The organism is Trinickia dinghuensis, assembly GCF_003367175.1.
GTDB lineage: Bacteria > Pseudomonadota > Gammaproteobacteria > Burkholderiales > Burkholderiaceae > Trinickia > Trinickia dinghuensis.
In genome coordinates this window covers 84,233-97,619 of sequence record NZ_QRGA01000009.1, presented here as the reverse complement: position 1 = coordinate 97,619, position 13,387 = coordinate 84,233, and the positions used below count along the sequence as shown (strand labels likewise).

The 13,387-nt window shown below is 64.8% G+C and carries 12 protein-coding genes; 9 read left to right on the top strand and 3 right to left on the bottom strand.

From position 1 onward, the window contains the following. Positions 1-74 precede the first annotated feature (74 nt). The 7 genes from DWV00_RS16890 (at position 75) to DWV00_RS16860 (ending at position 6,213) form a co-directional block, all read left to right on the top strand. Positions 75-344 (top strand): hypothetical protein, encoded by a 270-nt coding sequence (locus tag DWV00_RS16890; protein WP_115534752.1) that lies wholly within the window; start codon positions 75-77, stop codon positions 342-344. Positions 345-356: 12 nt separating this feature from the next. After that, on the top strand, positions 357-1,319 hold the full coding sequence (coxB, locus tag DWV00_RS16885) for a cytochrome c oxidase subunit II (protein ID WP_115534751.1): 963 nt from the start codon (positions 357-359) through the stop codon (positions 1,317-1,319). A gap of 10 nt (positions 1,320-1,329) precedes the next feature. Next, the gene (gene ctaD / locus DWV00_RS16880; protein WP_115534750.1) at positions 1,330-3,339 is read left to right on the top strand and encodes a cytochrome c oxidase subunit I; all 2,010 of its coding nucleotides are present in this window, start codon (positions 1,330-1,332) and stop codon (positions 3,337-3,339) included. A gap of 1 nt (position 3,340) precedes the next feature. Beyond that, positions 3,341-3,958, top strand: coding sequence for a cytochrome c oxidase subunit 3 (locus tag DWV00_RS16875; RefSeq protein ID WP_245964912.1), 618 nt, complete (start codon positions 3,341-3,343; stop codon positions 3,956-3,958). A 1-nt stretch (position 3,959) separates the two neighbouring features. Beyond that, entirely contained in the window at positions 3,960-4,376 is a 417-nt protein-coding gene (locus DWV00_RS16870) for a hypothetical protein (protein WP_115534749.1), read from the top strand. 26 nt (positions 4,377-4,402) lie between these two features. Continuing rightward, a complete protein-coding gene (locus tag DWV00_RS16865; protein ID WP_115534748.1) occupies positions 4,403-5,755 on the top strand; it encodes a c-type cytochrome in 1,353 nt (450 codons plus the stop codon). A 251-nt stretch (positions 5,756-6,006) separates the two neighbouring features. Beyond that, the gene (locus tag DWV00_RS16860; protein WP_115534747.1) at positions 6,007-6,213 is read left to right on the top strand and encodes a hypothetical protein; all 207 of its coding nucleotides are present in this window, start codon (positions 6,007-6,009) and stop codon (positions 6,211-6,213) included. 196 nt (positions 6,214-6,409) lie between these two features. Here the strand turns inward: DWV00_RS16860 and treF are convergent, their stop codons facing one another. The 3 genes from treF to DWV00_RS16845 form a co-directional block, all read right to left on the bottom strand. Next, on the bottom strand, positions 6,410-8,248 hold the full coding sequence (gene treF / locus DWV00_RS16855) for an alpha,alpha-trehalase TreF (RefSeq protein WP_115534976.1): 1,839 nt from the start codon (positions 8,246-8,248) through the stop codon (positions 6,410-6,412). A gap of 412 nt (positions 8,249-8,660) precedes the next feature. Beyond that, positions 8,661-9,404 carry an acetoacetyl-CoA reductase gene (phbB, locus tag DWV00_RS16850; RefSeq protein WP_115534746.1) on the bottom strand — a complete coding sequence of 248 codons (744 nt, stop codon included), beginning with the start codon at positions 9,402-9,404 and terminating at the stop codon, positions 8,661-8,663. Between the two features lie 116 nt (positions 9,405-9,520). Beyond that, positions 9,521-9,721 carry a hypothetical protein gene (locus DWV00_RS16845; RefSeq protein ID WP_115534745.1) on the bottom strand — a complete coding sequence of 67 codons (201 nt, stop codon included), beginning with the start codon at positions 9,719-9,721 and terminating at the stop codon, positions 9,521-9,523. A gap of 707 nt (positions 9,722-10,428) precedes the next feature. On the opposite strand from DWV00_RS16845, the gene DWV00_RS34085 reads away from it, so the two are divergent. Both DWV00_RS34085 and tkt read left to right on the top strand, forming a co-directional pair. After that, entirely contained in the window at positions 10,429-10,599 is a 171-nt protein-coding gene (locus DWV00_RS34085; protein WP_181885490.1) for a hypothetical protein, read from the top strand. A gap of 356 nt (positions 10,600-10,955) precedes the next feature. After that, the gene (tkt, locus tag DWV00_RS16840; RefSeq protein ID WP_115534744.1) at positions 10,956-13,049 is read left to right on the top strand and encodes a transketolase; all 2,094 of its coding nucleotides are present in this window, start codon (positions 10,956-10,958) and stop codon (positions 13,047-13,049) included. The last annotated feature ends 338 nt before the right edge of the window (positions 13,050-13,387 follow it).

Genomic DNA, 13,387 nt, shown 5'->3' with positions numbered 1-13,387 from the left:
CGGCACGTTCCGAAAGGTTCGGGCATAGCCTTTGCATGGCAACGCTGGTTTCCACGCGTTGCGGAGGGTATGCCATGTCTACCGGAAGCAGTAAGCGACATAGCGAAGCGAACCATGAAGAAGAGCGCATCGATCACGGTGTGGACGAGACGTTCCCCGCGAGCGATCCGCCCGCGGTGGGCGGCGCCACGCGAATCGATCCGAAGCCCTCTCCAAAGCCGGGCGAGGGCGGGGCGAGCGAGGACGGCGGCGGCAGCGACGACACGCCCAGTGACGGGTCGAAAAGCAGTGCAAAGAGCCCGGCCGGAGACAGCGATAACGGCTTGAGCGGAATCGCCGGCTGAGCGAACGACACGATGAGCGCGGCGCCCCTCCAATATCTGCTGCACGCGGCCGGCCCGGCGTCGGCTCCCGCATACAAGCTCGGCTGGGCGCTGATCGGGCTCGTCTGCGCGGTGATGCTCATCATCGCGATCCTGCTCGTCGGCGCGCTGGCCCGGCGCCGCCCCAAATCTCCCGCCGGCACCGAGGACAAGTTGCCTCCCGACACCGGCGGGATGAATTGGATCGTCATCGGCACGGGTATTTCGTCGATCGCGCTCTTTGCCGCGCTCGTCTACGCGATGACGACGCTCGAATCGGTCGCGTCGCCGGCGCACGACCCCTTGATGACGATCGACGTCACGTCGTATGACTGGTGGTGGAAGATCGAATACACCGATGCCGCGGATTCGTCGCGTGCGTTCGTCACCGCAAACGAGATTCACATTCCGGTCGGCGTGCCGGTGCGCGTCGAGCTGAGAAGCGCCGACGTCATCCACACGTTCTGGGCCCCGCAGCTCGCCGGCAAGACGGAAATGATCCCCGGCCAGACGAACGAGCAATGGATCGAAGCCGATACGCCCGGCGTTTATCGCGGGCAGTGCTCGCAGTTCTGCGGCGTGCAGCACGCGCACATGGCCTTCGAAGTGGTCGCGCAGCCGCGGGCCGAATTCGATGCGTGGGCCGATGCGCAGCGCGGCGGCGCACAGCCGGTGACGACGCCCGATGCGCGCACGGGCCAGCATATCTTCGGCGAGCGCTGCGCGGGATGCCATTCGGTGCGCGGCACGCCGGCCGCGGGGATGCAGGCGCCCGATCTGACGCATCTCGCCTCGCGCCGCTTGATCGCGGCGGGGCAAACAACGAATACCCCGGCGCATCAACTCGATTGGATCGAGCACGCGCAGCGCATCAAGCCTGGCTCCCTGATGCCGTCGATCGCGCTCTCCGCTTCGGACGCGGCTGCGCTGTCGGCCTACCTCTCTACTTTGCATTGAGCGACGAACGATGTCAGAGACGCCTATCTCCGCTTTGCCCGGCGATCCTCCCGGTACCGTGCGCCTGCGGCGGCCGCTGCAGCGCGGCAGGCTCGACGAGCAAGGCGAGGCGCGGCTGCTCGAGCTATGGGAGACGCGCCCGGGCTGGCGCGGCTGGCTGTCGACCGTCGATCACAAGTCGATCGGCCTGCGCTATCTCGTGACGGCATTCATCTTCTTGCTGATGGGCGGGGTCGAGGCGCTGATCATGCGCATTCAGCTGGCGCGCCCGAATGCCGGCATCTTGACGCCCGAGCAATACGATCAGCTCTTCACGATGCACGGCATGACGATGATTTTCCTCTACGCGCTGCCGATCTTGTCGGGCTTCTCGAACTATCTATGGCCGCTCGTGCTCGGCGCGCGCGACATGGCGTTTCCGCGCCTCAATGCATTTTCCTACTGGGTGTTCCTATTCGCAGGCATTTTCCTCTACGCGAGTTTTCCGCTCGGGGAGGGGGCCGACGCCGGCTGGTTCAATTACGTTCCGCTGTCCAGTCTCACCTACGATCCCGGCCCGAACATCGACATCTATTCGCTCGGGATGATCTTGCTCGGCATTTCGACGACGGTCGGCGCGGTGAATTTCGTCGTCACGCTGCTGCGAATGCGCGCGGCGGGCATGTCGATCGATCGCATTCCCGTGCTCGTCTGGGGCACGCTGACGGCGTCGGCCGGCAATCTGCTGGCGGTGCCTTCGGTCAGTTTGGCGTTCTTCATGCTGTGGCTCGACCGGCGAATCGGCACGCACTTTTTCGACGTGACGGGCGGCGGCGGGCGCGCGCTGCTATGGCAGCATCTGTTCTGGATCTTCGCGCACCCGTGGGTCTACGTCGTCGTGCTGCCGGCGATGGGGATCGTATCCGACGCGCTGCCCGTGTTTTGCCGGCGTCCGCTCGTCGGCTACGGCCCCGTTGCGATCTCGACCGTGGCGACGATGGTGGTCGGCTTCGTCGTATGGATCCACCATATGTTCGCGACCGGCATTCCGCCGATGGCTTTGGCGTTCTTCGGCTCGGCCAGCATGATCATTTCGATCCCGAGCGCCGTCGCGACGTTTGCCTGGATCGCGACGATCTGGCTCGGCAGGCCGGTGTTCCGAGCGCCGTTCCTGTTCTTCGCCGGGTTCGTCATTCTGTTTGTGATCGGCGGGGTGTCCGGCGTGATGACGGCGGCCGTGCCGCTCGACTGGCAATTGACGGACACCTACTTCGTCGTCGCGCATTTGCATTACGTGCTGATCGGCATCAATGTGTTTCCCGTCGTCGGCGGCATCTACTTCTGGTTTCCGAAATTCACCGGCCGCATGATGAGCGAGCGGCTGGGCAAGATCGCGTTCTGGATCATGTTCGTCGGCTTCAATCTCGGCTTCTTCCCGATGCACATCGCAGGGCTGCTCGGCATGCCGCGCAGGATCTACACCTATGCGCCCGACATGGGGTGGAACACGGTCAACATGCTGTCGTCGATCGGCTCGTTCATGTTCGCGTTCGGGATCCTGGTATTCCTCGTCGATGTTCTCTATAGCCTGAGGCGCGGGCCGATCGCCGGCAACAATCCTTGGGACGCGCCGTCGCTCGAATGGTCGACGCCTTCGCCGCCGCCTCCGTACAACTTCGCGGTCCTACCGATCGTCGCAAGCCGCCATCCGCTTTGGGAAGGGCGCATGGAGGAGGAAACGGAAAAGCCCGTGGGCGCGCGCTCGCATCTGGACGAAGGCTACATCGTGATGCAAGGCCGCGAAGCATTGGGGACGACGGCGCTCAGCGGCAAGCCGCACGTGATCTTGAAGATGCCCGAGGACTCCTATGCGCCGTTCTGGCTCAGCGTGTTCGCGGCATTGTTCTTCGCGGCGATCGCGCTGCGATGGTGGGGGGCGGCGCTCGTGCTGATCGCCGCGTGCGGCGTTTCGATCATCGTGTGGCTATGGCCGCAGCGTGCGCTCGTGCAGCGCGAACCCGCGCCAGTAGAGGAGGGATAGCGTGAGCGACGACACCCAAGCCGTGCTGCTGCATCCGGCCAACACCTTGCCGGTCGGCAGCGCCGGCGAGCGCGCGAGCGGGATGCTCGGCTGCATCATGCTGATCGCGACCGAGGCCTCGCTATTCGGCTATCTGATCTTTTCCTACCTCTATCTAGCGGTGCAGCAGACCACCCCCTGGCCGCCGGAGGGATTGCCCAAGCTCGGTTTGTCGTCGGTCAATACCGCGATCCTCGTGTCGAGCAGCGTATTCGCGTGGCTATGCGAACGATTCGTGCGGCGCCGGCGCAAGCGCTGGGCCGTGGCGTCGATGGGCGTGGCGATCGTGCTCGGCATCATTTTCGTCGGCATCCAACTGCACGAATGGCACGATCACCCGTACGGGATGACGTCGAACCTCTACGGCTCGCTCTATTTCACGATCACCGGTTTTCACTTGTGCCACGTGGTCGTGGGTATCGTCATCCTTGCGCTGCTCGCATGGTGGACGGCGCTCGGCTATTTCGACGAACGGCGCTGCGCCGCACTCACGATCGGCAGCTTGTATTGGCACTTCGTCGACGTCGTGTGGCTCTTCATCTTCACGACGCTGTACCTCACACCCTATTGGTTGCGGTGACATGGAAACGAATCCCGCCCAGGGAAGGCGCCCCGTTTCGGTTCCGCTGTTGACGATCGGCACGGTGGCGACGCCCGCCGCCTGGCTGCTGCAAATCTGCGCGGGCGAGACGCTGATCGCCCATACGTGTTTCCCGCACGACATGCCGCTGCATATGCCGCTGGCGTCGAGCGTGGAGTGGGGCGTGGGCGGGATGAGCGCGCTGCTGTTCATCGTCGGTCTGTGCGGCACGGGGCTCGCGTGGCGCAACTGGCGCCGCTTGAAACGAAGCGAGCGTCGTCAAACGCCGGAATCGAAAGATACGAAAGTGGAGGGCGAAGCCTTCGTCGCCCGTTTGGGATTGATGGCGAGCGGGTTGTTCCTGTTCGCGCTGGTGGCGACGGACGTGGCCACCGGACTCGTGTCGGCGTGTACGTGACGCCGGCAATGGATAACGAGGAGCTTATGGTGTTCGGTTTGCGCGCTCGACGGCTTCGACGCGGCCCCGCGAGCGGCGCACTAGCGTTGGCGTTCGCATTCGTTTTCGCATCCGCTGTCATGTTGCCCTCGACGTGCTGCGCCGACGATGCCGCGGACGCGGCGCTCGTCGCGAAAGGCGCCTATCTCGCCAAGCTTGCCGATTGCGCAGGGTGCCACACGAACGCGCCGACGGGTACGCCTCCAAAGCCCTCGCCGCCGTTCGCGGGCGGGCTGCCGATGGGCTCGCCGTTCGGCACGATCTGGACGAGCAACATCACGCCCGACCCCGTGTTCGGCATCGGCCGCTTCAGCTACGACGACTTCGAGCGCGCGGTGCGCGACGGCGTCGCGCCGGGCGGCAAGTATTTGTACCCGGCGATGCCGTTCCCTTCGTTCTCGAAGATCTCCGACGACGACATGCACGCGCTCTACGCGTACTTCATGCATGGCGTGAAGCCCGTCGCTTCCCCCGTGCCGAAAACGAAATTGCCGTTTCCGTTCAGCCAACGATGGGGGCTCGCCGTTTGGGACGAATTGTTCGCGCCGCACGAGCGTTTCGACCCGCGCAGCGATCGAAGCGCCGAGTGGAATCGCGGCGCGTACCTCGTGCAGGGGCTCGGCCATTGCGGCGCGTGTCACTCGCCGCGCGGGCCCGCTTACGAAGAACGCGGGCTCAACGACGGCGATCGGCTCTATCTGACCGGCGGCACCAACGACCATTGGTTTGCGCCGAACCTGACGGGCGACCCGGATTCGGGGCTCGGCAGCCTCTCGGCCGACGATATCGCCGCGTTCCTCAAGCATGGCCACGGTGCCGGGCTATCGGCATTCGGCAGCATGGTGGAAGTGGTCGAAGACAGCGGGCAGTACATGAGCGACGATGATCTCAAAGCGATCGCGACGTACTTGAAGACGCTGCCGCCGCAAGCGAAGAGCGGCCATATCGACACGGACCCCGCCCGCAACGATGCGACGGTGAGCGTGCTGCGCACGGGGTCGATCGAATATCCCGGCGCCGGGCTCTATAACGCATTCTGCGCTCGCTGTCATAAAGCCGACGGCCGCGGCGAGCCGGGCAAATTCCCGCGGCTCGCGGGCAACCCGGCCGTCGTCGCCCCGCAGGCAACGTCGTTGATCCGTCTGCTCATCGACGGCAGCAAGAGCGCCGACACGATCGACGGGCCGAAGTCGAAACGGATGCCGTCCTTCGTCGGCAAGCTCAGTAGCACGGAGATGGCGCGCGTGCTGACCTTCGTCCGCAATGCTTGGGGCAACGAGGCGCAGCCCGTGACGCCCGCCGAAGTCGAAACGATGCGATCGGCCCTGCATCGACAATGAAAGGCGAAGGAAAGACTATGGCATGTCTGTTGCGGCGCACTAGGTTCATGCGTCGCGGCAGCTTCGCGGCGCGCCTGGCCTCAATAGGTCGTTAACTTTCTGAAGGAGGTGATTCGATGAAGATTCGTATCGTCCGCCGGGCACTTTTCACATCGGCTGTGTCAGCTGTATCGGCCGCGTTGGCGTTATCGGTAGCACCGTCGTTCGCGCAGACGGCGGCGGGAGGCGGGTCGCAAGGAGGGCCAGCCAGCATGACGCAGACACCGGGCAGCGAAGGGGCGGCCGGAACCGCCGGTGCGTCGGCAATGCCGCCGGGCACGACCGCGTCACCCGAGGCGAACGGCGCGTCGAGCAGCACCGCGCGGCACGCGCATAAGCACAAGAAGCATTATCGCCGGCATCATCACCACGCGACGGCAGCCAGCCAGCCGGAAGGCGCATCATCCGCCAAGCCGTGACGCAGTAGAGGGAAGAGGAAATGCGACGGCGGCCGGCCGCCTTTCGGCGCCGGCCGCCGTCGCGCAAATGATAGCTTTGGGCTCGGAGCGCCTTGCACCCAGAGCCCTCGCACTCAGAGCTTCACGCCTCCTGCCTCGGGCGCATCGGGATCCAGGTCGTCCCGCGCGACGTCATAGCCTGCTTCGTATTCGACGTTCAATGCGCGACGAGGCCGTCGCTCACACCGAACAGCGAGCGAGCAATGTTCGAATCGGCGACGGCCGCGATCGTCCCGGCAGCCGTTGCCGGCGAGACGGAGGCGGCTTCCGGGGACGACGCGGCGGGCACGGCGTGCTCGACATCGACCGCATGCGGATAGAGCAGCAATAGCTGCCGCAAGACGCCGTTCGTCCAGCCGAATCCGTCTTGCAGCGGATACTCGCCGCCGCCTGCCGACTCATGCCCGGCGTTGCGGCCGATGTCGTATTTCTCGACGAGCTTCCCGGTCCGCACGTAGTAGTCGACGTTCGTCTTGATCCACCGCGTCGCGATCGTTCGAGCGAGCGCTGGATCGCCGTAGCGTCGCAGCCCCATCACCGCGAGATACTGCAGCGGTGCCCAGCCGTTGGGTTCGTCCCATTGCTGGCCTGTCGTGACTTGCGTGGTCGCCAGACCGCCCGGCCGCAGCAGGCCGTGTTTGATCGACTGGGCAACGGTGTTCGCTTGCTGACGCGAGGCGACGCCCGCGAAAAGCGGGTACACCGTCGCGGCCGTCAAACGTTCCCGCGGCGCGCGGTGAACGAAGTCGTAATCGACGAACGCGCCGGCATGCGCATCCCAAAGCCAGCGGCGGATCGCTTCGGCGCGGGCGGAAGCGCGGGCATCGAAGTTCTCCGAGCGCGAGGCATCGCCCTGGAGGCGGTACGCCTTCGCCAGCGTGCGCTCGAGACCGTAGAGCAGCGAATTCAGGTCGACGGGGACGAGCGACGTGACGTCGATCGTGGCCAGCGTCCGGTTATCGGCGAACCAGCGCGAGCTGAAGTCCCATCCCGTCTCGCCGCCCGCGCGCAGGTTGCGCCAGAGATCACCGGCATTGCGCTGCGGCATCGCGCGGGCCGTTTGAACGTCTTCGCGATACGACTCGTCGCGCGGCGCCGCGCGCTCGTCCCAGTAGCGGTTCAACACCGTGCCGTCGGAAAGACGCACGACGTGCAGCGCGGCGTGGCCCGGCGGGAGCGTCGCCGCGCCGTCCATCCAGTAGTCGTATTCGGCCTTGAGCTCGGGCAGATATTGCAGATAGACGCTGTCGCCGTCGTGTTCGGCGAGCAGCCCGACCATCTGCGAGAAGAACGGCGGCTGCGAGCGGCTGAGGTAGTAGGTGCGATTGCCGTTCGGGATGTGTCCGTACCGGTCGATCAGCGCCGCGAAGTTCTTCAATTCGTCGTTCGCCAGATCGAATCGGCCGCTGGCGACGAGCCCGAGCATGATGAAGTAAGAGTCCCAGTAATAGACCTCGTCGAAGCGCCCGCCCGGCACGACATACGGGGCCGGCAGCGGCAGCAGCGACGAGCGGCGGTTCGCCGCGGGATCGGGATCGCGGCGCAGGACGTTCCACAGCGTGTCGATATGCTGCACGACGGTTTGCTTCGGATCGGAGACATACGGCCGCGCGTCGTGCGGCGGCATGTCGAAATGCGCGTCGACGAACTTGCTCAGATTGAATCCGGCTTGCCCGTGCGCGGCTTTATACGCGGCGACGATACGCGCCGGCGATTCCTTCGGAATCATGTCGGCGAATGTCTTGCTGTCGGGAAACAGATGGGCGAGTTCGACATCCCGGTAAAGATCGCCGAAGCTTTCGGACGGAGGTGGCGGGGCCGAAGGCTGTGCGAGCGGACTCGATGCGGCGGCCGGCGTGCCTGCCGATGCGGCGTGCTCGCTTGGCGCCACCGACGGGGCCTGCGTGGCCGGCTTGGCGGCGGGCTCGGCGGCAAAGCACGTGGCGGCGCAAAGCAAGGCGGCGGCGAGCGCCGGGCGCGCGAAGGCGAATTGCATGGAGCGGTTCCTCTCGTAGTTCGTTTGAGCGCCGATGCGAACGGCCGAAAAGGGGCAAGGCCCAAGCCGGATACGGCGCGACTCATCGGCGCCGGGCGACGCTGCAAGCCTCGTGCCGGGCCGTGTGCCGCTTTCGGCATGCGCGTTCGATACCGGCCGGTGCTCGGAGCGCTTGACGCCTCCGGATGTGCTCAGGCGAGCATCGCCGCCGTTCGATACGAGTGCGCCGCGTTCAGACCGAGTTTCCGAAGGCGGCGCGAGAAATACAGACCGGCTGCAAAGCGAGAGGCGTACCGGTCGGGACGTGCGGCTGAGCATCGCGGCGTGAGCCGCCCGCAGCCGTCGTTTTTCAGTTTTGGCCGGAGCCGTCGACGCGGCTTACCGGGTACTACGGATACGACGAGTACTACGGTTATTGCAGATGCTGACCGCCGTTGATCGAGATGTTGGCGCCCGTGACGAAGCCGGCCTCGTTCGAGCACAGATAGGCCACGAGCGCGGCGACCTCTTCGGGTTCGCCGAGACGGCCGACCGGAATCTCCGGCAGGATCTTCGTCTGCATGATTTCTTCGGGAACGGCCGTGACCATGCGCGTGGCGATGAAGCCAGGCGACACCGTGTTGACGGTCACGCCCTTGCGAGCCACTTCGAGCGCGAGCGACTTCGTGAAGCCGTGCATGCCCGCCTTGGCCGCCGCGTAGTTCGTCTGCCCGAAGCCGCCTTTGCAGCCGATGACCGACGAGATGTTGATGACCCGCCCCCAGCCGCGAGAGGTCATGTCCTCGTACAAGTGCTTCGTCATGTTGAACACGGAATCGAGGTTCGTGCTCAGCACGGCGTCCCACCCGCCTTTGTCGAGCTTCTTGAAGCTCGCGTCGCGCGTGATCCCGGCGTTGTTGACGAGAATGTCGACCGGCCCGATCTCGGCCTTGATCTGCGCGGCGCAGCGTTGGCACGAGTCGTAATCGGCCACATCGACAGGGTAGGCGCGGAACTGCCGGCCCGACGCTTCCATGCGCGCGAGCCAATCGTCGGCGCCCGTGTTGTTCGGCGAATAGGTGACGACGACGGCGTGGCCGACATCGTGCAGCCGAATGCTGATCGCTTCGCCGATGCCACCCATGCCGCCCGTTACGAGGGCAATCCTTCTGGTCATCTTCGGTTCTCCTTTGATGGTGATGAGCGTTTGACGAAGTAAAACTAAGGCGGCGCGACGAACTGCACTTGCCGCTACAGCCGTCGCGCCGCCGGTACCCCGGCCTGCCCGCGCCGCTACCGCAGGCGCGAGCAAGCTTCGAGAATCGAGTTGCCGTTTTCGGTGATACGCGGACGAGGCAGACCGAAGTCTTCGGCCGGTTGTTCCAACGCGATGAGGTGGCGCTCGAGCAACGTGCTCAGCTCGGCGCGATCGCCGATCTGCTCGGGAGCGTCCTTGACCAGCATCAAGGTGGCGAGTTCGTGAGGGCTCAGCATGCTTCTCTCCAGTAGAACAAAGATAGTCGATTGATCTCGTCGATCAGCAATGGGCGGTACCGGTTGCACCGGGTTGCCCAACGCATCAATTACTTCGTCGGCGAAAAGCACGGAGTGAAACCGGAAAGAATTCCGGGCTGAAACCGTAAATCACGAGGCGGTCGGAATGGCTATTCATATGACGCTATAAAACGTTTTCGAAGATTTATATTGTGTAAACCGCGAAAGGTAGTAATTACCCGCCGCAGGCACGCATCCTGCAGCGATCCGGTAATTGTTTCGAATGCCCGGCGGGTTGGGTGAGACCGGGCTTGATTCGTGGTTGGCGCAATACTAATCCCCTCTTCGGCAGTTCGCAATATGGAAGATCAACCTTTGTCTACCACCCCGTTTGTTTTGATGGGTAGGCGTTGAATCATCTGTTTAGCATTACTTTTCGGAAACGCTCCGTTACAGATAATGCGTTCCGTTTAATTCGCTCGTCACAATCGCGCGGGTAGAGTCGACCCCGGAAGGTGGAACCCTGTATTTCCGGGCGGGTATCGGTTCCCAAGCCGAAAATCCCGGCCGACTCGCATTGCGGCGCAGCGATTCGATTATTGGCCGCCGGGCCGACGCCGCCGTGCCGTGACGCGGCCCGGGAATTGCTCCCCCGCACGTGACGGCAGCGCGGGCGAGCCGCGGCCATTTACGGAGGACAGTGCCCCATGCAAGAAACCCAGGAACCGAAGAACCCCGGCGACGAAGCGCCGCCGGATGCGCCGGGCGTTGGCGAGAGCCCTTGCCGTGTATGCCGCGGCACCGGCATGGTGGAAGGGCAGCCTTGCACGATCTGCGGTGGAACGGGCCGCGTGCTGCAGGGCATCGGCGGAGGTTGAACCGCTACCAAGCTGCTCACTCGCACGGCCGCATCCGCGCGGCCGCATCCGCCCTCTGGACCGGCGACCGGCGAGGGCTGTCCTGGATGCCGGTGATCCTGGGCGTGAGCCGGATGCTGAGCCATGCATGCCTCTTGGGGCGAAGTTGAACACGCTTTCGATTCCAGCAACGACCGTTCCCCGCACTGTGGCGCTCGCTTGCCCCTGTTCCGGCGGCATCGCGGTGAGCGGGTCCAGGACGTGTCCTAATGGGCCTTAAAAGCTGCAGGGGCGATGCAGCCTTTGCCGCCCTAGAATGGGTATGGGTGTTGCTCGATCGAAGGCACCCGTTGCAACCCCGAAGAGGACGCTACGCCATGCGCTCAGACCCCGCTCTCGATAAGCTTTGCATCGACACGATCCGCACCTTGGCCATGGACGCCGTGCAGAAGGCCAACTCGGGCCATGCCGGGGCGCCGATGGGGCTCGCTCCCGTCGCCTACCAGCTCTGGCAACACCATCTTCGCTACGATCCCAACGAACCGCTGTGGCCCAACCGCGACCGGTTCGTGCTGTCGGTCGGCCATGCTTCGATGCTGCTCTATTCAGTGCTGCATTTGGCCGGTGTCAAAGCCGTCGATGACCAAGGATGTCCCACGCAAGCACCGGCCGTATCGCTCGACGACATTCGCAACTTCCGTCAGCTCGACAGCAGGACACCGGGCCATCCCGAGTACCGGCTGACCACGGGCGTCGAGACGACTACCGGCCCGCTCGGGCAAGGGCTGGGCAATAGCGTCGGGATGGCGATCGCGTCGCGCTGGTATGCGGCGCGGTACAACCGGGAGGGCTTTCCGCTGTTCGACTATCGCGTCTATGCGCTGGCGGGCGACGGCGACTTGATGGAGGGCATCTCGAACGAGGCCGCCTCGCTCGCCGGCCACCTGCGTTTGTCGAATCTCACGTGGATCTACGACAGCAATCGCGTGACGATCGAAGGGCACACCGATCTGGCTTACAGCGACGATGTTCAATCGCGCTTTCGCGGCTACGGCTGGCATACGCTGGCGGTGGAAGACGCCAACGATTGCGCCGCCGTCGAGGCGGCGCTCGCGCAAGCCGATCGCACGACCGACGCGCCGACGCTGATCGTCGTCAAGAGCGTGATCGGCTGGGGCGCGCCGCACAAGCAAGGCACGTCGGCCGCGCATAGCGATGCGCTCGGCGAAGAAGAGGTGGCGCTCGCGAAGCGGGCCTATGGATGGCCCGAGGACAAACAGTTCTACGTGCCCCCGCATGTGCCCGAACGCTTTGCGCAAGGCGTCGGCGCGCGCGGTACGAAAGCGCGCGAGGCGTGGCAATCGCGCCTCGACGCCTATAAGCAGCGCTATCCCGAACTCGCTCGCGAATTGGAGTTGATCGAGCAGCACAGATTGCCCGAGGGCTGGGACGCCGATTTGCCGTCGTTCGAGCCCGACGCGAAGGGCGAGGCGACGCGAGCCTCGTCGGGCGAGATCCTCAACGCGATCGCGCCGCGCGTGCCGTGGGCGCTCGGCGGCGCCGCCGACCTCGCGCCGTCGACGAAGACCCTGCTCAAGTTCGAAGGCGCGGGCAGTTTTTCCGCGGACGACCCGAAGGGCCGCAACCTGCACTTCGGCGTGCGCGAGCATGCGATGGGGGCCGTGGCCAACGGCCTGGCGCTCAGCAATCTGCGGCCCTATACGGGGACGTTTCTGATCTTCAGCGATTATATGAAGCCGCCGATTCGGCTCGCGGCGCTGATGGAGATTCCGGTCGTGTTCGTCTTCACGCACGATTCGATCGGTCTCGGCGAAGATGGGCCGACGCATCAGCCCGTCGAGCAATTGGCCTCGCTGCGCGCCGTGCCCGGCTTGACCGTGCTGCGCCCGGCCGACGCTAACGAGGTGCGCGAGGCATGGTGCATGGCGCTCGCCAGCGCACGCCGCCCGACCGCGCTCGTGCTGTCCAGGCAGCCGGTGCCGACGTTCGATCGCACGCGGTACGCCGGCGCCGAGGGCGTGCGCAGGGGCGCTTATGTACTGGCCGATCCCCCGGACGGCTCGGCGCCCAAGGTGCTGCTGCTCGCGGCCGGCAGCGAGGTGCACGTGTGCATGCAGGCCTACGAGCGGCTGGCGAAGGAGGGGATCGCGGCGCGGGTCGTGTCGATGCCGTCTTGGGATATCTTCGAACGACAGGACGACGCGTATAAGGATGCGGTGCTGCCGCCGGAAATCGGCGCGCGGGTCGCCGTGGAGCAAGCGGCATCGCTTGGATGGGATCGCTATGTGGGGCGGACCGGAGAAACGATCGCGATGCATACGTTCGGCGCGTCGGCTCCGATACGCGATCTGCTGGGCAAGTTCGGGTTCACGCCCGAGCACGTCTACGAAGCGGCGAAGCGTCAGATTGCCCGCGTCGTTGCCTCGTCGGGGCTGCCTGGGGGCGAATGAAAGAGCGAAGCGAAGATAAACGACGGGAAGATGATTAGTGATCCTAAATAACGAGCTGCTCGCATTTTCCGCTTCTCCGATCCTCGTTGGATCGTCGCTCGTCGGATACCCCGGCCATCGATCTTCCCTTCTCGAATGCCAAGAGCCGGCGCTTTCACGCCGGCTCTTGCGCTCCTAGCTAGCCATAAGCAGCACCCCCAGCAAGCTGCAAGGGGCATTCGGACGATCCGATCGGGGCGATGAGGCTGGAACACGCATTGCCTACCTTCACGAAAATGGCCCAAACGCGCCGCGTGCGGCCTGCGCACATTGCGCCGCCGGCATTCTAAAAAATCATT